The organism is Pedobacter frigoris (assembly GCF_005116445.1).
Lineage (GTDB): Bacteria > Bacteroidota > Bacteroidia > Sphingobacteriales > Sphingobacteriaceae > Pedobacter > Pedobacter frigoris.
Genome location: NZ_SWBQ01000001.1, coordinates 436,022 through 455,189, shown reverse-complemented (window position 1 = coordinate 455,189; position 19,168 = coordinate 436,022). Strand labels below are relative to the sequence as shown.

General features: G+C 42.0%; 14 protein-coding genes. 2 read left to right on the top strand and 12 right to left on the bottom strand.

Annotated elements, in window-relative coordinates:
• Nucleotides 1-9 precede the first annotated feature (9 nt).
• Genes FA047_RS01910 through FA047_RS01885 form a run of 6 tightly spaced genes read right to left on the bottom strand, consistent with a single transcriptional unit; the run spans nucleotide 10 to nucleotide 9,822 of the window.
• On the bottom strand, nucleotides 10-690 hold the full coding sequence (locus FA047_RS01910; protein WP_136835131.1) for an ABC transporter ATP-binding protein: 681 nt from the start codon (nucleotides 688-690) through the stop codon (nucleotides 10-12).
• A gap of 13 nt (nucleotides 691-703) precedes the next feature.
• Complete coding sequence (locus FA047_RS01905) at nucleotides 704-3,064, bottom strand: ABC transporter permease (protein ID WP_136834295.1); 2,361 nt, start codon at nucleotides 3,062-3,064, stop codon at nucleotides 704-706.
• Nucleotides 3,065-3,081: 17 nt separating this feature from the next.
• On the bottom strand, nucleotides 3,082-5,448 hold the full coding sequence (locus tag FA047_RS01900; RefSeq protein ID WP_169304296.1) for an ABC transporter permease: 2,367 nt from the start codon (nucleotides 5,446-5,448) through the stop codon (nucleotides 3,082-3,084).
• 17 nt (nucleotides 5,449-5,465) lie between these two features.
• Complete coding sequence (locus FA047_RS01895) at nucleotides 5,466-7,859, bottom strand: ABC transporter permease (RefSeq protein WP_136834293.1); 2,394 nt, start codon at nucleotides 7,857-7,859, stop codon at nucleotides 5,466-5,468.
• 10 nt (nucleotides 7,860-7,869) lie between these two features.
• Entirely contained in the window at nucleotides 7,870-8,568 is a 699-nt protein-coding gene (locus FA047_RS01890; protein WP_136834292.1) for an ABC transporter ATP-binding protein, read from the bottom strand.
• Nucleotides 8,569-8,577: 9 nt separating this feature from the next.
• Nucleotides 8,578-9,822 carry an efflux RND transporter periplasmic adaptor subunit gene (locus FA047_RS01885; protein WP_136834291.1) on the bottom strand — a complete coding sequence of 415 codons (1,245 nt, stop codon included), beginning with the start codon at nucleotides 9,820-9,822 and terminating at the stop codon, nucleotides 8,578-8,580.
• 178 nt (nucleotides 9,823-10,000) lie between these two features.
• Here FA047_RS01885 and FA047_RS01880 point away from each other — a divergent pair, with 178 nt between their 5' ends.
• Both FA047_RS01880 and FA047_RS01875 read left to right on the top strand, forming a co-directional pair.
• A complete protein-coding gene (locus FA047_RS01880) occupies nucleotides 10,001-11,374 on the top strand; it encodes a sigma-54-dependent transcriptional regulator (RefSeq protein WP_136834290.1) in 1,374 nt (457 codons plus the stop codon).
• Nucleotides 11,374-12,729: a sensor histidine kinase gene (locus FA047_RS01875; RefSeq protein ID WP_136834289.1), complete on the top strand. Its 1,356-nt coding sequence runs from the start codon at nucleotides 11,374-11,376 to the stop codon at nucleotides 12,727-12,729. Before FA047_RS01880 ends, FA047_RS01875 begins: the two co-directional genes overlap by 1 nt.
• A gap of 23 nt (nucleotides 12,730-12,752) precedes the next feature.
• Here the strand turns inward: FA047_RS01875 and FA047_RS01870 are convergent, their stop codons facing one another.
• From FA047_RS01870 to FA047_RS01845, 6 genes are all read right to left on the bottom strand, one after another.
• A complete protein-coding gene (locus FA047_RS01870; protein ID WP_136834288.1) occupies nucleotides 12,753-14,021 on the bottom strand; it encodes a glucose-1-phosphate adenylyltransferase in 1,269 nt (422 codons plus the stop codon).
• Nucleotides 14,022-14,033: 12 nt separating this feature from the next.
• A complete protein-coding gene (locus FA047_RS01865; protein WP_136834287.1) occupies nucleotides 14,034-15,440 on the bottom strand; it encodes a glycogen synthase in 1,407 nt (468 codons plus the stop codon).
• 240 nt (nucleotides 15,441-15,680) lie between these two features.
• Nucleotides 15,681-16,931 carry a sulfate adenylyltransferase subunit 1 gene (locus FA047_RS01860; protein WP_136834286.1) on the bottom strand — a complete coding sequence of 417 codons (1,251 nt, stop codon included), beginning with the start codon at nucleotides 16,929-16,931 and terminating at the stop codon, nucleotides 15,681-15,683.
• Between the two features lie 22 nt (nucleotides 16,932-16,953).
• Nucleotides 16,954-17,859, bottom strand: a complete 906-nt coding sequence (gene cysD / locus FA047_RS01855) for a sulfate adenylyltransferase subunit CysD (RefSeq protein ID WP_136834285.1) — start codon at nucleotides 17,857-17,859, stop codon at nucleotides 16,954-16,956.
• A 15-nt stretch (nucleotides 17,860-17,874) separates the two neighbouring features.
• A complete protein-coding gene (locus tag FA047_RS01850) occupies nucleotides 17,875-18,579 on the bottom strand; it encodes a phosphoadenylyl-sulfate reductase (protein WP_136834284.1) in 705 nt (234 codons plus the stop codon).
• Between the two features lies 1 nt (nucleotide 18,580).
• Complete coding sequence (locus tag FA047_RS01845; RefSeq protein ID WP_136834283.1) at nucleotides 18,581-19,165, bottom strand: precorrin-2 dehydrogenase/sirohydrochlorin ferrochelatase family protein; 585 nt, start codon at nucleotides 19,163-19,165, stop codon at nucleotides 18,581-18,583.
• Between the last annotated feature and the right edge of the window lie 3 nt (nucleotides 19,166-19,168).

The following is a 19,168-nucleotide window of genomic DNA, read 5'->3' as shown; positions in this document are numbered from 1 at the left end:
CTCGAGAGACTATTTTAAGTTTACATCTTCTTTTATAATCCCATCGAGCAAGTGCAGGATGCGACTGCCATAACCTGCATTAATTTCAGAATGGGTCACCTGAATGATCGTCATCCCCTCCTCTTCATTGAGCCGTTTAAACAACTCCATAATTTGTATGGCTTGTACCGACTGTAGATTTCCTGTAGGTTCATCGGCGAGTATAATAGATGGCTGGGCGACCAATGCTCTTGCTATCCCTACCAGTTGTTGTTGCCCGCCCGATAGCTGATTTGGAAAAAGATCTCTTTTGGCCACCATGCTGAAGCGATCGAGTATATCTGCCACACGGCTTTTTCTTTCCGCGCTTCCTATCTTTTTGTACAGCAATGGTGCTTCAATATTTTCCGCTACTGTCATTTCATCTATCAGATGGTAGGCCTGAAATACAAAGCCAATATGACTGCGATACAGATCGATGCGCTTGCGCTCGTTCAGAGACAGCACATTTTCGCCCATAAATTCATAATCTCCATAAGTAGGCTCTTCCAGCATCCCCAGGATATTTAACAGCGTCGATTTTCCGGCACCTGAAGGGCCCATTATCGACACGAATTCCCCTTGTTTGATGCTCGTGGTTATATGCCTCAGGATATAACTCTTTACACCTTTATTGGCGTAGTATTTCTCTATGTTTTTTAATTCGATCATCATATTTATTATGCTATTCGTATTTCAGTGCATCGATAGGATTGGATTTCGCCACCTTTACTGATTGCACACTTACTGTAAGTATGGCGATAAGCAGCGAAAGTACAGCCGCAATTACAAAAGGGAGAATAGAGATATTTATTCTGTATTCATATGCAGAAAGCCATTTGTTGACAATAATGTACGCAAGCGGAAATGCTATTAAGTTTGCAATGACTACCAGCCTGATAAAGTCTCTATTCAGTAAGGTTAAAATGTTAGTCGTGCTAGCTCCCAGCACTTTGCGGATGCTGATTTCTTTTTTACGCTGCTCGGCCATAAACAGTGCCAATCCTAATAAACCCAAACAGGAGATAAAAACGGCGAAGCCACCAAACCAGTTAGACAACGTCCTAAGTAATTTTTCGTTTTGAAATTTTTGTTCAAAACCATCGTTCACAAACTTTCTGCCTACCGGATATTCAGGATTCAGTGTTTTAATAATCTCGTCAATTTTACCGATAGCGTTACTTACATTCATAGCCGGGTTTAATCTGGCTATAATGACATTTACTTCCCTCATATGATGATATACAATCATAGGTCTCGCCCTATAATACGGCGATTCAATTACAAAATCTCTCATCACCCCGATGATGTTCAATGGGGTTCCCTGTGAGTTAATCATTGTGCCTACCGGATTTTTTAATCCCATAATTTTAGCAGCTGACTCATTGATTATTGCATTTGAAGAGTCAGAGGAACTCAGAAATTCTCTGCCTGAGATCATGTCCGTCCCTATGGTTTTAACAAAGTCGAGACCCGCAAATCTAAAATTAAACAGTGTTTCATCTTTCAAGTTTTTACCAGGCCATTCTACACTAAAAGTATTGTTTCCGTCTTCATTTAAACCTCTGCTAAAGGAAGTTACGCTGCTGACAGCTCCTGATTTTATTAACAGATCTTTTAACGTATTCAATTTCTCAGGTGCTTTGAAATTCCCCTGTATTGGCATTTCAATTAATCCTGCTCTCTGGTAACCAATAGGTTTGTTTTTAATGTAGCTCAACTGTTGATAGATAACTGTTGTGCATATAATCAGGCAAGTGGCAAATACAAACTGAAATACTACTAGAACTCTTCGTACAGAGAGTGACGAGTTCCCAACTATTGTAGCCCCCTTTAACACTTTAACCGGTTCAAAAGAGGACAGATAAAATGCTGGATAGCTTCCGGCGATAAAACCGGTAATTAGCGTCAATCCAGTAAGTGCAGACCAAAATCTCCAGTCGCTGTAATTGATAGATAGATTGACGTCTAACAGTTCATCAAAATATGGCAGACTTATTTCAAGCAATACAAATGCGACTAACATCCCCATTAATGCCAGCAATAAAGATTCTAGCAGAAACTGCCCAATAAGGGACTTTCTTGAAGAGCCAATGGTTTTACGAACCCCAACTTCCTTACCCCTCTTCTCTGATCTGGCGGTAGAGAGATTCATGAAATTAACACAGGCAATCAGCAGGATACAAAATGCCAGAATAAAAAAGATCTTGATCTGATCGATCCTCCCCCCTACAGATTTCCCATTTTCGAAATTACTGTACAAATGCCATTTCGATAAAGGATGCATGATCGCTTCGGAATTAGAGTCTTTTTTATGTTGTTTATAGATACCTTTGATCTGAGCATTGGCACGTTCAAAATAGTTATTATCCTGCAACTGAATAAGTGTTAAGCAAAAATTGCCTTCGTAACCATTGGTTTTCATCCATGGATTTACTTTTACATTTAAGGCCCAGGGCATGAGGTAGTCAAAACGAATACTATTGTTTTTTGGAATGTCTTCAATTATCGCTTCTACTTTCAGTACTTCGGCGTTGTCTAACTTGACAGTTTTGTTGATCGGATCTTCGTCTCCAAAGAGATTCCTTGCCATTGTCTCCGTTAAAATAATCGTATTGACTCCCTTTAATACTTTATCTGGATTCCCCTTCACAAATTTATAATCAAGTATTTTCAGAAATGACGGATCTGCAAAAACCCCTGACTTTTTAAAATTCCTTTGTCCGTAACTGATCAATCGGTCTTCAGGATATGAGGAATGTGAAGCGTATGCAACACCCGGAATGCTTTGTTCTACATCGGGCGCCATATCTCCCGGCGTCCATGCCCAGCTAAATATCCTTCCGCTTGCATTGGCCAGATTGTAAACCACATAAGTTTTATGATTGTTCTTAAACTGCTTATCAAAACTCCATTCATAGGCAACGTACATAAGCAACACCATGCAACTTGCAAGGCCAATAGCTAAACCACCCATATTGATCAGGGTGTAAGCTTTGTTTTTCCAAAGATTCCTTAGTGCTATTTTTAAGTTTAATCTGAACATGGCCCTATTATTTAAATTTATTCGTATTTCAATACTTCTGCCGGATTCCTCCGTACGGCCTTTTGCGCCTGTATACTTACAATAATAATGGTTAGTACGGACGTAACGACTGCGGCAACAAGAAAGGGCAATATTGGCATCTCAATGCGGTAAGCGAATGTCTGCAACCACTTTTTCGCCAGCATATAAGTGAGCGGCCAGGCTACCAGATTGGCTACAAGTATGATCCAGATGAAATAGGTATTCAATAATTTCAGCACCTGAAAATCTGTAGCCCCTAATACTTTGCGGATAGAGATTTCCTTGATCCTGCTGTTTGTGGTAAAAGCAGAGAAAGCAAACAATCCCAATACGGCTATAAAAATAGTAAGTACGGCCGCGAAGAAGAATACGGCCTGCAACTGCTCTTGCTTTTTGAATAACCTGCCATAGAGTTCATCCAGAAAATCATATCTGAAATCATCTCCATCCAATTTATTGATCGACGACCATTGCGATTTTAAAGTAGTGAGGACAAGTGCCATCCTTTGTTCATCTACATTGATCATGATTTTGGTCTTGAAATTACCACAAGGATTTTTGATAGTATAGACTGTTGGCTCTACCGCTGTCTGAAACCCTTGTGATTTAAAGTCCTTTACCACACCTACAATCTTATAATCGATATCACAGCCTCTGATGGTCTTCCCTACCGGATCTTTAACACCATATCTAGCCACAGCACTTTCATTTAAAATAGCTGAATTGGCGGTATCAGCATTGAACTTCCAGGAGAAAAGACGTCCTTCTTTCAGACGAATGCCGAGTGTTTCAAAATAATCAAAATCTACATAGAGAAAATCGCTGGAAGCCTCCTTTCCGTCAATCTTGTAGTTCATTGTCCCCGCTTTAGAGCCATCTGGAATATCAGAAGCGACAGTGACATAATTAACCCCCGGTATTTTGGAGATCTTCTCCCTTACATCCCTGAAGCTCCAGGGCTGCGAATACAGCACCATATTTTTTATGCTGATCACCTGTTCAGGTTTGAAACCTGTATCCTCCGTACGCATGTATTTCAACTGACTGTTCACGATAAACAATCCGGTGATGAAGATGATTGCAATCCCAAATTGTCCGGCCAGCAGTGCATTTCTCAGCCACAACGTTTTATAACTGGTCTGCAGATTGCCTTTCAGTACCGCAGCCGGCTTAAATCCGGAAAGTACCAGGGCCGGATAGATTCCCGAAATAATGGTAATCAGCAACAACAGCAGTGGCAATTGCCAATACAGGGTGGTATTGCTTCGCCATAGCGACAAGGGTGTGCTGAACAAATTATTAAAAACGGGGAGCAGTATTTCAGCCACGATCAACCCCATTATGAGTGCTAGCACACACTGCATGAAGATTTCTGCAAGAAATTGGAAAGTAAGGTTGAAGCGGTAGGCACCAAGTACCTTTTTGACCCCTACCTCTTTTGCCCTTTTTGTGGCTTGCGCAATGGTCAGATTGGTAAAATTAATACAGGCAATCACCATGACCAATATGCCCAATCCAAATAAGGCCATCACCACTTTATAATTTGCATCGCTACCGGCGGCTGGCCTGAGGTGCAGGTTTTTAAGAGGGTCAAGAAATATAACTGACCTCCCAGCAATTCTCCTGTCTGTCGGCGACACCCCGGCTTTGACGACTTCCTTTTTATACAAGCGGTCTATTTTTTCCTGCAGGGCTTTTACATCTGTACCCTTTTTTACCTGTATAAAGGTTTTGAAATTATTGGCCCCATAATCCTGATCCCCAAAACTAATGTCATTGCCCAGGGCCAGGAGGTCAAACTTCAGATTAGAATGTTCATCATCTCTATCTATAGTGCCTGAAACCTTCTCGGCCTGTGCTCCATTACTGGGACCTAATGCCACCATTTGTGGGGGCTTCATGCTTTCTTTGGGAAAAAGCTGTTTGTATAAAGGTCGGGGCAGATACGCTTTTAACCCAGCATCATTAGCCGGAAGGCCATCCCGGGGATCGATATCGAACATTTTTGCCACTTCAGATTCTACTTGCAGCGCATTACTTGAAAATATTTTCCCATGATCTGAACTTACCGGCATTTCAAATCCCATGTTTTTGGTCAGTCCCGCCAGTTCCACTTCCGGAAAATTCTGCCTGATTGCCTTCGCTAATGGCGCGGGTGTATAATCTGTTTTAAAATCAGGCATACTGCGGCCCACCAGGTAAATCCGGTCATAATTTGGTAGGTTCTTATCATAGCTGGTTTCATAGTTGACATAAAGTACAACTATGATAAATGCCGCTAATGCAATAGACAGTCCACCGATATTAATGGCAGTATATACCTTATTTTTCCAAAGGTTGCGCAATGCGATTTTCAGGTTCATTCTAAACATAGGGCTCCTTATTCGTATTTTAAAGTATCAACAGGTGATTTTTTGATTGTGCTTAATGCTTTCAGAGAAACCGTAAGAATGGTAAGTACCAGGCAAATGAGCATTGCCCAGACAAAAGGCCAGTACGATAATGAAATCCGGTAATAAAAGGTACTGAGCCATTTATTGATTAGTAAATAGGCGATCGGCCATATGATCACATTGGCGATGAGCACCATGATCACAAAGTTCTTATTCATGAGCGTCAGCAGATCATTTAAAGAAGCACCCAGCACCTTACGGATGGCAATCTCTTTGGTTTTTTGCTCGAGTTCATAATACACTATTCCGAACAAGCCAATACAGCATAAGAATATGGCCATGCCGGCAAAAACGATAAATATTGAGCCCAGGCGCATCTCTGAAACATAGAGTTTCTCCAGATATTGATCCAGAAACTGAAATTCGGTTACCACATCAGGAAAATGCTTTTTCCATAGGGCTTCAATGGTTTTACGGGTGGCCGGCAGGTCATCAGTCTCCATTTTAACATAGGTATATCCTGACGTAGTTTTCGGCTGCAAATAAAGCGCAACCGGCTTCACTTTATTGTGTAGCGACATCCCATTGAAATCAGTCACCACGCCAATAACCTTCCCCTGAAGGCCTCCTGCCAGCAACAAGGTGTCGACGTTTTTTATATTCAGGCTTTTGGCGGCTGCTTCATTCAGCAATATAGGATTTCGCATTTCAAGCTCCCGCTGTTGTTTTTCAGTCAGGCCCTGCCCTTCTGTATTGAAAGCCTTTAATTCAGCAGGTGTGGCTTCAGAAAAAGACCTACCCTTCAACACCTTAATATCCAGCGTTTTCATAAAATCAAGGTCGCAGTACACCATTTCCATCTCATATTTGGTAGTATCGCCGTCGTTTGTCCAGGAGGACGTTCCTCCGTAGGAAACGCCAGGATTAAATGTAGATATGCTCAATGACTTAACTCCTTTTTCCTTCAGCAGTGCTTCTTTAAATCCGGTAAACCTGTTGTCGAGCATATTATAGGAAGTAACCAATACCTGATCTTTATCGAAACCAAGATTCTTATTGCTGATGTATTTCAACTGACTATAGATAACCATGGTGCATACCATGAGCAATGCACTGATGGCAAACTGAAATACAACCAGGAATTTCTTGAATCCTCCTTTGCCTGGAATATGTCCTGTATAGCCTTTCAGTGTATCAGCAGGCATCATTCTGGACAGCACCATAGCCGGATAAAAAGCCGCAATGAAACCTGAAAGTACAATGATGGTCAGCGAAATGCCGATCATCTTCAGATTAAACACCTCTGAAAATGTGATGTTGATACCAAGTCTGTTACCTAACAAGGGTATCAGATCCATTATAATTAGAAATACCACAAAAGTAGCCGCTATGAAATAGATGTAGCTTTCGCTCAGAAACTGAACCTTTAATTGCTGCATAGATGCACCAAGCACTTTCTTAACACCTATTTCTTTACTTCTCTTTAAAGATGCCGCAACGGTAAGGTTGATGAAGTTCACCACAGCTATCAATAAGATGAGAGACGCCACAATCGAGAAAATATAAATATATTTAATGTCACTATTAGGCTCCAGTTCACCAGAGGTATGGGAATGCAAATGAATATCAGTAAGCGGCATCAGCTTTAGCGCTATCTTTTCTGGAAACTGGTATTTCTTGTACAAGCTCTTCATTTTTGCCAATACTGTTGCGGGGGATGTTCCCTTTTTTAATAGGATGTATTGGGGAGCTGAGGTATACCCTCGCCAGTTCACTACCTGCTTGAGGTTGGATTTCACCAATATGTCTCCATGAAAATGCGATGCTTTAGGAATGTCTCCAATGATACCGCTGATGAGGTATGGAGTGCTGTTTAGATTTAATGAAATGGTCTTACCTATGGCAGATTGTCCGGGAAATGCCTGTTTGGCAAAGGCAGCAGAAACGAGGGCTTCCTTAGGTTCTTTTAAAACCGTATTACGATCAGCCCCCTCTTTTAGGGGAACCGTAAACAGGTCAAAAAAAGATGCTGTAGTCCTTAGGATCTTTACTTTAAACATATTCCTGTCAACCTGTATAGGCGTTTCATAAATACTCAAATAGGTTCCTTCTTCCACTTCGGGGATTTCCTGTTTCATCATTTCAACCATCCCTGAAGGCATATGAATACTTTCATTCTCACCGTCAGTCTGCACAACGTGCAACCTGTAAATGCGATCAGCATTCAGGTTGTGCCTGTCGTAAGACAATTCAAACAACACATAGGCTACCAGTAATACCACACTCGCCAGTCCTGCAATGAGACCAAATAATTTAATCGACGCGGTAAGCCTATTTTTCCAGATATTTCTGAATGCAATTTTGAGGTTAATTCTAAACATGATATTGGATTTAGATCAGTTCTTCATTTCTTCCCTTATTCATTTTCTCGGAGATCACATGGCCATCTTTCAGATTAATGATCCGGTTAGAGAAGCTGGCATCATGCGAAGAGTGGGTTACCATCACAATAGTCGTTCCCGCCTCGTTTAATTCACAAAGCAATTCCATTACTTCATTACCATGTGAACTATCCAGGTTGCCTGTAGGCTCATCCGCCAGTACGAGTTTGGGTTTGGTGACCAAAGCTCTGGCAACAGCAACACGCTGCTGCTGTCCTCCAGAGAGTTGTTGTGGGAAATGGCCGCTACGGTTTACAATGTTCATTCTTTCAATGATCTCGTTGACCAGTCTTTTACGCTCCGATGTGGCTATTTTATTATAAATGAGAGGCAGTTCAATATTTTCAAATACGGTCAGTTCATCAATCAGGTTGAAGTTTTGAAAGACAAAGCCCATATTTCTTTTTCTGAAATTCGCCCGCTCCCTATCGTTCAAACCCAGAAGTTCGGTATCCATGAAATGATAGCTTCCTTTTTCAGGCTTATCCAGCAATCCCATCACATTCAGGAGCGTTGACTTGCCACAGCCGGAGGGGCCCATGATGGAAACAAACTCCCCTTCTTTTACGTGGAGATTGATATCGTTTAATGCCGTGGTTTCGATCTCCTCTGTCTTATATATTTTTTCCAGCTTTTCTATTCTGATCATGGTTATATTTTATTTGCTAAGTTCTATGATGTCATATTGATTAAACTGATCGTAGGATGAAGTGATGACCTCCTCATTCTTTTGTAACCCTTCCAGTACTTCATAATACTGATAGTTTTTACGTCCGATCTTTATATTTCTCTTTGCTGCTTTACCATGCTTCACTACAAACGCCCATGAACCTCCGGTACTCTGAAAAAATTGGCCTTGTGCTAGCAACAACGACTTACTGTTGTCTGATAAAGTTAGCTTTAATTGTAATGAAAGTCCCCTTCTAAGTTCATCAGGTGCTTTTCCGTTGAAGATCAGCTCTACCTGAAACTGTCCTGAGGTAATCTCCGGGATCACTTTTCGTACAATAAGGGAATAAGTTTTACCGTCAAATTCACAGGTGGCTGATTGCCCTTCCTTCACTCTGTTTACATAATATTCATCCACGCTGGCCTGCAGTTTGTATCCCTGCAATACGTCAATTTTACCCAGCATTTCATTTCCTCCGTATGACTTACCTATTACCGGATCATAGGAAGACAGTTTACCTGACACAGGTGCTTTAATGGTCATATTCTCAATATTTTGCCTGATGGTCTCCAGACTCTCATTCATTCTGCCAATTGAAAAATCTATCTGCTGTAACTGCATGACACGGCTTTGGTTTTCCTGTCTTACTGCCTCTTTTAATATCTTTTTACGCCCCTGATAATATTCATAATCCTGACTGGAGACATTAAACTCCTGCTGGGTAATTACTTTCTTTGAATACAGCGTACTGTCGATCCTGTACTTCCTGGTCGCCGTGCGCAGGCTGTTCTCAATTTCCATCATGTCCTGACTCATGACCCTTTGATTTTGTTCCAGGTCCAGGCGGAGCTTTCTCAGTTGGTTAATCTGTTCCGTAATGCTGGTTTCGCTGGAGGTATAACTGGACAATGCATTTGGGTTGGTAATTCTGAGCAATGGTGTCCCTTTCTCTATGGTCGCTCCATTCTCCGTAAATATCTCAGCCACTGTACCGCCTTCGGGCGAACTCACGATCACAGAAGTCAGTGGAACCACACTGCCATTGATCAGTACTACATCCTCAAAATCCCCATAGATTACCTTATTCACAGTTAATTTATCTGCATCAGCTTTATAAATTTTGTTCAGGGATAGACTATAGCCATAAGCTACCAGGCCTACAAAAGCCAATATTGCCCCCAGTGTCAGCAGCTTCTTTTTACTAAATCTCTTTTTCTCTATAATCTTGTCCATCGAACTTTATTGCATTTATACGATGCGCTGAGCCAAGGTTATGCCAATGGAAAACAAGGATACAAACAACTGATTTAAAGCCCCTTAAAAAACAATCTATTTTAAAGGTGTTCATAAGCGGACAGTTCCTGTACATCATCGAACACTTTTATTATTTTTGATCAAATGCCTGTTTGTTATGATAGAAGCCAACGTTTTAGTAATTGATGACGACGATGATATTCTGCTGAGTGCAAAGCTGTTTTTGAAGCAGCATTTCAGTCAGGTGATCACCTGTAAATCACCCAAAGAAATCAACGTCTTGTTGAGCAGAAATGAAATCGACATCATTTTGCTGGATATGAATTACCAGAAGGGTGTAAGTGATGGCCGTGAAGGCTTATATTGGCTGGAGCATATTTTATCGATAGATAAAGATTATGTGGTGATCCTGATGACGGCCTATGGAAACGTAGAGCTCGCTGTACAGGCCATAAAAAAAGGGGCTACAGATTTCATATTAAAACCCTGGGAGAATGAGAAGCTCTTTGCCACCCTCTCGGCAGCCTCGAAGCTACGCCAGTCTAACAAAAAAGTAAAAAAACTTGAAAAGATCCACTCTTCCTTACAAAAAGACATCAACAGGAAATTTGAACATATCATCGGACATTCTGAACCGATCAAACAACTGCAAAATACCTTAATTAAAGTAGCCCCTACCGACGCTAATGTACTCATACTGGGAGAAAACGGGACAGGAAAACAGGTATTTGCCTATGAACTGCACCAATTATCGCAGCGGAAAAACCAGATCTTCATGCATGTGGACCTGGGCGCTCTAAACGAAAACCTATTTGAAAGTGAACTCTTTGGTTATGCAAAGGGTGCATTTACCGATGCAAAGGATGATAAGCCCGGAAGGTTTGAAATGGCCGAAGGAGGTACCATTTTCCTGGACGAGATCGGAAACTTATCACTGCCGCTGCAGGCAAAATTACTGAGTGTGATCCAGAACAGAACGGTTAACCGCCTGGGCGAGAGCAAAGAACGAAAGATCAATGTGCGCCTCATCACAGCTACCAATATGCCATTAAATGAGATGGTGGCTAAAGGAACTTTCCGCCAGGATTTATTGTTCAGGATCAATACTGTAGAGTTGTTTTTACCCGGTCTTGCAGAGCGTGGTGATGACATCCTGTTGCTGGCCAGTCATTTCCTGAATACTTTCAGTTCAAAATATCATAAAAGCAATCTGAGCCTCGACCATAAGGCCGAACACATGCTGCTAAATTACCAATGGCCCGGCAATGTCCGTGAACTACAGCATGTCATAGAACGTGCCGTTATCATGTCTGATGGTTTGAAGATCAGTGCCAGCGACCTGCAGTTGAGTCCTCAGAAATTCGGGGGGACAAACCAGGTAGTACAAACGGACATGGGTCTGGAGGAGATGGAAAAGCTAATGGTGCAAAAAGCGATAGACAAACATAAGGGCAACATATCACGAGCCGCAAATGACCTTGGTTTAACCCGTGCGGCATTGTACAGGCGCATAGAAAAATTCAACCTCTGATGTTTTATTCAAGATTCACCTTCCGGCTGCTGACCAGGCTTATTGTCATCAACGCACTTGCGCTGCTGCTATTTTACCTCATCAGCAAAACCCAGCTTTGGTTTACCATTATAGGGACAAGTATTGTACTGATCGGTTGTCTGATTAGTTTATATAGCTACATCAATCAGATCAGGGAAGACATCAAGCGTTTTATACTGGCTGTAAAAACAAGGGACAATACTTTAAATTTCAAAAACAAAGCGACCAAAGGCAGCTTCCCGGAATTATACGAATCATTTAATGAAATCATTCAGATCCACCGGGATATGCAGCTGGAAAAGGACTCTATGTTCCAGCTGATCAAGACCATACTTGAACAGGTACCTGTGGGCGTTATTGTCATAAAAAACAATAATTCGGAGGAGCAATCTGAGATTGTATTTTTCAACCAGTCGGCGACCAATCTGCTTGCAATCCCAGCCTATAAATACTGGCACCGCCTGACGCAGCACATCCCCCAATTTGCCAAAGAAATAGCAGCAATTGGAAGAGGGGGAAAACGTTTTATGGAACTCAGGATACAGGATAAGCTCATTCAGCTTTCTACTGAGGTGATACCACTAAACCTCTACCATACAGACTATACCATCATCTCCTTCCAGAATATAAAAGATGAGATAGAGCAAAAGGAATCTGAAGCATGGAACAGACTCATTGGGGTTATATCTCACGAAATACTGAATTCGATTACGCCCATCAGTTCGCTGTCCGACACCGTCAACAGCATGATCATTCACAAAAAAGAATTGAATGAGGACGAACTGGATGATTTAAAACCGGCCATCCAAACCATAAAAAGAAGGTCTGAAGGGTTGCTGGATTTTGTAAAAGACTACCGCTTGATTGCGGAACTGCCTACGCCGGAGCTGAAGCACCATACCATCGGTGAAATCTTACAGCACATCAAGGTGCTCATGCTGCCATTTGCATCAGGAAGAAACATCCTGCTTAAGGTAGCGCAAACTTCTTCAAAAATCAGTACCATGATCGACCTTAAACTGATAGAACAGGCATTGATCAATTTGGTTACAAACAGCATATATGCTTTGGAAGGGGTTGATAATCCTGTGATAGAAATTGGCTACAGGCTTGAACATAACAAACTGTACCTGGATGTGCACGACAATGGCAGAGGCGTAGCACAGGAATTAATGGATAAGATATTTGTGCCTTTCTTTACGACCAGAAAAAATGGTTCCGGAATTGGGTTAACCATCACACGGAACATCATGAAAATGCACCATGGAAGCCTGGAGGTCACGTCCCTTCCGTTGGAAAAAACAACCTTTTCCCTGGTGTTTAAATATGATTAAAGACCAGGGAAAAGGTATCTTTATTAAACTACTGTACCGTCCGGAATAATTGCACCTTTTTTCACCACAACAATTCCATCTTTTACAGTATATAGGCTATGATCCCCATCTGGTAAATGTGACCCGCCTATAATCTGTACATCATTACCTATACGGCAGTTCTTATCTACAATTGCATTGACAATTTTACAGCGGTCGCCAATACCGATCAGTGGCTTTCCTGCTTCTACATCCTTGGCTATTTCATCCAGGGTCTGATATTTATCACTACCCATGATGTAACAGCTTTCGATATGAGTGCCCCTTCCGATACGGGACCTGATACCTATAACCGTATGTTTAATGCATTCAGCCTGAAGTATACAGCCTTCTGCAATCATGGTTTTATCTAAGGTTGTACCCAATATTTTTGAAGGGGGCAGCATCCTTGCACGGGTAAAGATATTATGATGGCTATCAAAAAGATTGAACTTAGGAATATCGTCTGTCAGCCCAAGATTTGCTTCAAAGAAAGAAGATATATTTCCTATATCAGTCCAGTACCCTTCATACTGGTAGCTCAATACGTCATAAGTATTCAGCATACGAGGGATGATCTCTTTACCAAAGTCCTTCTCATCGGCATTTTCTGCGAAAATCTTGATCAGCAAATCCCTGTTGAAGATATAAATACCCATTGAAGCGAGGTAATTACGCCCTTCGGCCTGCATCTCCGGACCGGTATCCGAAGTCCAGTCTTCTAATCCCGTTTTAGGCTTTTCTATGAAAGAAGTAATGATGTTCTGCTCATTAGATTTCAATATCCCAAATTCAGGTGCATCCTTTCCATTTACCGGAATGGTGGCCAGTGTGATCTGTACTCCACTATCAATATGTGCCTGCACCATTTTATTAAAATCCATTTGATACAACTGGTCGCCCGAAAGGATCAGCACATATTCAAATTCATGGTTCAGCAGGTGGTGCATGGTTTGTCTCACTGCATCCGCTGTTCCCTGAAACCAGGTCGGGTTATCTGGAGTTTGTTCGGCAGCCAGGATGTCAACAAATGCGGAACTAAAATGACTGAAATGGTAAGTATTTTTAATGTGTTTATTTAGGGATGCCGAATTGAACTGCGTCAACACGAACATACGGTGTATACCTGAATTTAAGCAATTCGAAATCGGAATATCAACCAGCCTGTATTTTCCGCCTATCGGAACTGCTGGTTTAGAGCGTGTTTGTGTAAGAGGGGCCAACCTAGAGCCCTGGCCACCGCCAAGAATTACACCTAAAACTTTGTCAGTCATGTTTATTCATATTTATATTTGGTAAAGATCAATATATTGTTGGGCGGCCTTATCCCAGGAATGATCCAGCTGCATCATAAACTTACGGATTTCTTTTACTTTTTTCTTATCCAAAAATAAATCATATGCGCGCCCGATTGCATGGTTTACATCCCAAACACTGGTTTGGTCATGACAGATGCCGAAACCGCCGTCGCCTATGTCTGTCACCGTATCCTTAAGACCTCCAATCCTCCGTACAATAGGAATGGTGCCATACCTTAAAGCATACATTTGATTTAATCCACATGGCTCTACCCTGCTTGGCATCAGCAGAAAATCTGCACCTGCATAGATCTGGTGCGAAAGCTGTTCATTGTAACCGATATAAGCATTGTAGTTTCCAGGAAAGGCGTGTGTCAGCTGATTTAACCTACCTTCCACCTGAGGATCTCCAGATCCCAACACCAGGACATTAATGTCGCCATTCCCCTGTATAAGTGCATTGTAAAATATTTCAGGAAGCAGATCCGCACCTTTTTCCCCTACCAGTCTGCCAATAAAAGTGTACAACGGCTTGTCGGGATCCAGATTAAAAACGGAACATAGCGCTTCTTTATTTGCCTTTTTTCCTGCTTCTAATGTTTTCACACTATATTGTTTTTCCAGCATCGGGTCTGTCAGCGGATTCCAAACCTCATTATCAATGCCATTTAAGATACCTGCTGATTTGCTTCTTTCCTGAGCAAGCAGATCCTCCAGGCCATTGGCTTTAAAGCTGATCTCCTCGAGGTAACTTGGAGATACCGTAGTAACGCGCCATGCACATTTAATGGCGGAAGCTAAAGGATTAATGGAACCTTTCCAATCCAGCTGACCAGATTTCCATAGATCAAAGGGAGGAATATAATGCAATTTATCCCAACCAAACTGCCCCTGATACTGTGCATTGTGAATGGTTAAAACTGTAGGGATATTGCTGAGTTTTCTAAACTGTTCGCAGTAAGCCATCATAAAAGGCACCAGTCCTGTATGGTGATCGTGGCAGTGGACTACATCAGGCTTGTGCTCCCATTGGGTGATCCAGTCTAAAACTGCAATCTGATAGGCAAGGAAACGTTCGGTATCATCATCATAACCATATACTTTCTCCCGGTCCATTAAACCCGCAATATGCACCAGGTACAGGTCAAAACCCAGTTTATTTGTCTTTTCCCTAAAGATTCTTACGGGAAAGTTGTGAAATCCAAGTTTACCCCAGCCATCATAGACTACTTCGAACTCGTTCTCCTGCAGGAATTTGGTCTGATATGCCGGCATAACTACCTTAGCAAAGTGCCCAAGCTTGTTTTGATATTTTGGTAAAGCACCCACAACATCGCCTAAACCGCCGACTTTTGCAATTGGGTAGCATTCCGCACTAAGGTGTATAATCTCCATGATTTAAGATTTTAAAAATCATCTTAAAATAGGGATTAAGAAGCGTAAAGCAAATATTTGACGAAAAATAATTTAATATTCTATGAGTGCTCAATAATCTATTAACGCCATACGGGATATGCTCCCAACAAAAAAGGATATACTATGAGACGGCATAGGGTTCATTTACTTTTCCCAAAGGAAAAGTAATTTATCCCAGCCGAAGAATAGTGTATCCTTTTTTGTAAAAGCAATAAAAACCTAATCCGCTACAGCCCTGAACATCAGCGCTGCAACCGTTAAATTTGTTCTGCTGTCTATTAAAATAGCTGCGCCGTTGGCTTTATTTTCTGTATAGAAATCGAAGGCCAATTCGTCCGCTGTTTTCAAGATCACACGTCCTATGTCATTCAGTTTAAAATCATAAGCATCTTGCTTCTCCAGCGTATTGATGTCTACTTTGTACAGGATCTCGCGGATCTTGCATTTCGTCACTTTGCTATTGTGCTGCAGCAGGTAAGTAATGCTTTCATCCAGCGGACGGGAATCCATCCAGCATACGTCGGCTTCGATCGCTTTAGAATTTTGAGGCAGGTGATCAGAATTCACCAGCACATCACCCCTGCTGATGTCTATATTGTCTTTTAGATGAAGTGTTACAGATTGTCCTGCATATGCTACTGCGGGCTGCTGGTCAAAGATCTCAATTCTTTCAATTACAGAACTACTGCCCGACGGCAACACTGTAACCTTATCGTTCACATTAAATTCACCACTTACGATCCTGCCTGCATAGCCCCTGTAATCGTGCAGTTCTTCCGTTTGCGGTCTTACCACCCATTGCACCGGCATACGGGCCAAATCAGATTCAGCACCAGTTTCTACATCCACACTTTCCAGAAAATGTAGCAGACTGCGTCCTTGATACCAGGTCATGTGCTCAGATTGATTGACCACATTATCACCTTTAAGCGCACTTACAGGAATAAAAGTAACATCCTTTAATTTCAATTCTCCGGCCAGGGTTTTGTACTTATCAGTAATGGCGTTAAATACCGTCTCGCTGTAACCAACCATATCCATTTTATTCAGACAAACCACTACATGCTCAATACCCAATAAAGAAACCAGATAAGAGTGTCTGATGGTCTGTTCCACCACGCCGTTTCTGGCATCAATTAATATAATGGCTAGTTTAGCAGTAGAAGCTCCGGTAACCATATTACGGGTATACTGAATATGCCCAGGGGTGTCCGCGATGATAAACTTACGTTTATCTGTCTGGAAGTATTTGTAGGCTACATCTATGGTGATACCCTGCTCACGTTCAGCACGCAATCCATCCGTTAAAATGGCGAGATCAATAGTTCCATCGTCATTTTTACGGTTGCTTGCCTGAAGGGCTTCCAGCTGATCTGCAAGAATAGAGTCTGTATCGTATAACAGCCTTCCGATTAGTGTGCTTTTGCCATCATCAACACTCCCTGCTGTAAAAAATTTTAATATGTTCATGCTAAAAATCTAAAATCGTAAATTAAAAGTATCCGCCCTTTTTCCTGTCTTCCATAGCTGCTTCGGAAACTTTATCGTCCATACGCGCACCGCGTTCACTGATCTTTGATGCACTGATCTCCGCGATGATATCGTCCAGCTGATCTGCATCAGATTCTACGGCTGCAGTACAGCTCATGTCACCCACGGTACGGAACCTTACTTTTTTGTGTTCCACCACATCTTCATCATCCATGTTTAGGAATGGGGAAGCAGCCATAAGCTGGCCATTGCGGGTGATGACATCTCTATTGTGTGCGAAATAAATGGAAGGTAATTCTATCTGCTCCCTTTTGATGTAGTTCCAGACATCCAGTTCTGTCCAGTTGCTAATCGGGAACACACGTATGTTCTCCCCTTTGTGGATCTTCCCGTTATAGATGTTCCAAAGTTCCGGGCGCTGGCGTTTCGGGTCCCACTGACCGAATTCATCCCTTACAGAGAAGATTCTTTCTTTAGCACGTGCTTTTTCCTCGTCGCGACGGGCGCCACCGATACAGGCATCAAAGCCATGAAGGGCAATGGTGTCTAATAAGGTGACTGTCTGCAATGCATTGCGGCTCGCATTCTTGCCAGTTTGTTCTACTACTTTACCCTGATCTATGGACTCCTGAACATGGCCGATGATGAGTTTTTCACCGATACGTTCTACCATTTGATCACGGTAAGTGATGGTTTCTTCAAAATTGTGCCCGGTATCTATATGAACCAGGGGAAAGGGAAACTTACCCGGTCTGAATGCTTTTTCGGCAAGTCTTACCAGTGTAATAGAATCTTTTCCTCCGGAAAACAATAAAGCCGGCTTTTCAAACTGCCCTGCCACTTCACGTAAAATGTGAATGGCCTCGGCCTCTAATTCGTCTAAATAATCTAAATTATATTTACTCATCTCTTTTCTTGCAAATTATTTTGTCGCGTGCAAACCACATTCTTTTTTTGACTGGTCTTCCCACCACCACCTTCCGGCCCTGAAATCTTCTCCCTCTCTCACTGCCCGGGTACAAGGTGCACATCCTATGCTAGGGAAACCTCTGTCATGTAATGTATTGTAAACAATATTATGTTTTTTTATGTACTCTTTTACTTCATCAAGGGACCAGAAAAAGATCGGATGAAACTTGACCATCTGGTTGCCTTCGTCCCATTCCAGGTTGACCATATCGTGCCTGTTCAATGATTGCTCAGACCGGATTCCGGTAACCCATAGTTTATTGCCGGTCAATGCTCGTTTCAATGGCTCTAGTTTTCGGATACCGCAGCATTCTTTCCTATTGTCTACAGATTCGTAAAAGCTGTTCGGACCTTTCCTGTTTACCATCTCCTGCAGCGCTTCCGCCTGCGGGTAGTAAGCTTTAATTGGTTTATTGTATATTTCCAGCGTGCGGTTCCATACATAATAAGTTTCAGGGAACAACCGTCCTGTTTCTAAAGTAAATACATCAATAGCAATATCGTTAGAGAAAATCATGTGCGTGATCACCTGGTCTTCCCAGCCGAAGCTGGTAGAAAAAACGATCTGACCCGGGTAAGTTTCAGCAAAATACGTTAATGCTGCTACCGGATCCATATCTTTAATTTTATCAGCTATCGCTGTTAACTGTTCTTTCATATTATTTCAAATCCTTGGTCAGGATCTCTGTTACTTCATTCAATTTTTTAACCTTCGAACTAAAATCTCCCTGCAGAGAATTGCGCAGCGTATTCATTTGCTGTAAAGTGGTATCCAACTCTTCAGGTATGCTTTCATCAAGCACTTCTTTTAGACGTTTGGCAATAGTCGGCGATTTCCCATTGGTTGATATTGCGATTTTCAGATCGCCTTTTTTCACTACCGAACCCAGATAAAAATTGCACAAGTCAGGCTTGTCTGCAAAATTTACCAGGAGGTGTCGCAGGTCGGCCTGCACCCGTATTTCTTCATTGAGCTGTGCATTATTTGTAGCCGCAATCACCAGATCAGCATAATCCAGATCTTCAGCCTTAAATGCCCTATTCTGAATATTTACCCTATCGAAACCAGCTGCCAGTTCCTGAATTTCAGGAATTACTTCCAGCCCGATCACGGTTACCTTTGCTTCAGGACTATTGCTCAGTAGGGCAGACAGTTTTTCCAGTCCAACATTACCCGCACCAATCAGCACAGTATGTATGGTGTTCAATTTAATGAAAACAGGAAATAATTGATTGCCTTCCATCTC

Coding starts and splice junctions, on each gene's coding strand:
- FA047_RS01870 (WP_136834288.1), bottom strand. CDS start 14,021: ATGACTGACAAAGTTTTAGGTGTAATTCTTGGCGGTGGCCAGGGCTCT.
- FA047_RS01885 (WP_136834291.1), bottom strand. CDS start 9,822: ATGGACAAGATTATAGAGAAAAAGAGATTTAGTAAAAAGAAGCTGCTG.
- FA047_RS01850 (WP_136834284.1), bottom strand. CDS start 18,579: ATGAAAGAACAGTTAACAGCGATAGCTGATAAAATTAAAGATATGGAT.
- FA047_RS01890 (WP_136834292.1), bottom strand. CDS start 8,568: ATGATCAGAATAGAAAAGCTGGAAAAAATATATAAGACAGAGGAGATC.
- FA047_RS01875 (WP_136834289.1), top strand. CDS start 11,374: ATGTTTTATTCAAGATTCACCTTCCGGCTGCTGACCAGGCTTATTGTC.
- FA047_RS01865 (WP_136834287.1), bottom strand. CDS start 15,440: ATGGAGATTATACACCTTAGTGCGGAATGCTACCCAATTGCAAAAGTC.
- FA047_RS01880 (WP_136834290.1), top strand. CDS start 10,001: ATGATAGAAGCCAACGTTTTAGTAATTGATGACGACGATGATATTCTG.
- FA047_RS01900 (WP_169304296.1), bottom strand. CDS start 5,448: ATGAACCTGAAAATCGCATTGCGCAACCTTTGGAAAAATAAGGTATAT.
- FA047_RS01910 (WP_136835131.1), bottom strand. CDS start 690: ATGATCGAATTAAAAAACATAGAGAAATACTACGCCAATAAAGGTGTA.
- FA047_RS01895 (WP_136834293.1), bottom strand. CDS start 7,859: ATGTTTAGAATTAACCTCAAAATTGCATTCAGAAATATCTGGAAAAAT.
- FA047_RS01845 (WP_136834283.1), bottom strand. CDS start 19,165: ATGGAAGGCAATCAATTATTTCCTGTTTTCATTAAATTGAACACCATA.
- FA047_RS01860 (WP_136834286.1), bottom strand. CDS start 16,931: ATGAACATATTAAAATTTTTTACAGCAGGGAGTGTTGATGATGGCAAA.
- FA047_RS01905 (WP_136834295.1), bottom strand. CDS start 3,064: ATGTTCAGATTAAACTTAAAAATAGCACTAAGGAATCTTTGGAAAAAC.
- cysD (WP_136834285.1), bottom strand. CDS start 17,859: ATGAGTAAATATAATTTAGATTATTTAGACGAATTAGAGGCCGAGGCC.